We start from the raw sequence: 1,712 nt of genomic DNA on the forward strand, positions 1-1,712 counted from the left end.
CTCCCGTCTCGTCGTGGTGCGGACGGCACGGCGCGGACGGTTCGCGCGTCGCGGTACCACCGGCCCCCGTCCGGGGGTACGGTGGTGTCTGTGCGCGAGGGGTTCCCCCCAACACCTCGCACGCAGCGCTCGACCGGTTCCCCCCAACAGGTCGAGACGCGCCGGCCCCGGTCTGCTCCGCAGACCGGGGCCGATGGCATTCCGGGCAGGATCGTCCCCGTGGGACGGCCGCTTCAGAGGGTGGCCGCGAAGTCCCGGACGGCGCCCTCCCAGCGCTCGGGGTCCTCGTTCCACTCGAGCGTGTGCGGCGCGGTCCGGAACGCGACCGCCCGGGTCCCCGGACGCGCGGTCTGCGCGGCGACGTCGGCCTCGGCGACGAGGGCGTCCGCCGCCGAGTGCACGAGCAGGGTCGGGGTCGCCGACGCCTGCCACGCGGTCGTCTGGACGGGAGCGGCTGCGCCGGCCAACCGTGACAGGACGCCGGTGGTCGCGATCCGTGCGGCGACGGTCCCGACGAACGCGGGGAGGTGTGCGCCCGACACCGCGCCGCGGAGCGCCGAGGACACGCTGAGCAACGGTGCGATCCCGACCAGCCCGTCGACCTCCACCCGCGAGGCGGCGACCGAGCACGCGAGCGCACCGGCCGACCAGCCCTGCAGCACGACCCGGGTCGCGCCGTGGCGCCGGGCTGCCCGGACCGCGGCCACGATGCGGTCGACGGCTCCGGGGTCGAGCGAGCGGAGCGGCAGGTCGGTCGTGTCGACGACCTCGGACGTCGCCCCGAGGGCGCGCCACACTGGGATGCCGCGCAGCACCTGTCGGGGGCCGAGGGACTGGCCGTGCACGTGGACGACGTGCGTGCCGGCCGTCGCGGGCTCGTGGCCGGGGGCATCCGTGGGGTCGCCACCGGCGACGTCCGCGGGCTCGTGGCCGGGGGCATCCGCGGGCTCGTCGCCGGGGACGTCCGCGAGGTCGTCGTACAGCAGGGCGTCCCAGCCCCACTCGCCGGCTGCCGGCGCGCTGTCCGTGCGTCGCCGCAGCGTGCCGTCACGGGTCCCGGTGACCTCGTGCACGCCCAGCCCCACGCCGTCGCGGGTGAGCCGGTACGTCCCGGGCAGGCGGGTGTCGCGCGTGGCCACGAACTCGGTCTCGGTCTCGGTCGCGTGCCGGACCGTGGCGGTCGCTGTGTACGGGGTGGGGAAGAGCAGGCGGCGCGCGACGAACGCGCCCAGCCCGAGCGTCCCGACGGCACCTGCTGCGGTGCCGAGTGCGGCGATGCGTCCGCCGGTCATCTGGTCTCCTCCGGTCGTGCGGTGGTGAGCGTCGCGGCGGCCGGGATGCTCTGCCCGGCCTCGCGCGCGCGGTCCTCGATCTCGACGGACAACCGGTGCAGCCGGCTCCGCCACTGGCGACGCTGCCAGGCGATGGTGAAGTAGAGCCCCCGGTTGCCCGAGTCACCCTCGAGCCGTCGGAGTTCGGGTTCGAGCGCCCGGAAGCGGAGCCTGGTCGCCCGCCAGTCGCGGAACTCGCGGACGGCGTCGGGCAGCACCCCGCCCGCGGCGCCCACGGCGAGCAGGACCATCGACGTCAGGAAGACCGGCGCGTAGACGGCCCCGAGCACCCGGACCGCGCCGTCCAGCCCGAGCACGTGCACGGCGTCGAGCGCGATCGCGATGGCCGCGAGCAGGACCATCGCTGCCGCGCCGACGACG

The 1,712-nt window shown here is 76.3% G+C and carries 2 protein-coding genes; both read right to left on the reverse strand.

Annotation, left to right across the window (positions count from 1 at the left end; genetic code table 11):
• Positions 1–233: 233 nt before the first annotated feature.
• Positions 234–1,292, reverse strand: coding sequence for an alpha/beta fold hydrolase (locus I5E_RS22505; RefSeq protein ID WP_022905670.1), 1,059 nt, complete (start codon positions 1,290–1,292; stop codon positions 234–236).
• A partial coding sequence (locus tag I5E_RS25165; protein ID WP_187290448.1) for a hypothetical protein occupies positions 1,289–1,712 on the reverse strand: 424 nt, incomplete at its 5' end. The genes I5E_RS22505 and I5E_RS25165, both read right to left, overlap by 4 nt.

It is taken from the genome of Curtobacterium sp. B18 (assembly GCF_000333375.1).
Lineage (GTDB): Bacteria > Actinomycetota > Actinomycetes > Actinomycetales > Microbacteriaceae > Curtobacterium.

Bases quoted from the DNA above. Each gene is read 5' to 3' on its own strand.
- I5E_RS22505 (WP_022905670.1), bottom strand. From the start codon at position 1,292: ATGACCGGCGGACGCATCGCCGCACTCGGCACCGCAGCAGGTGCCGTC.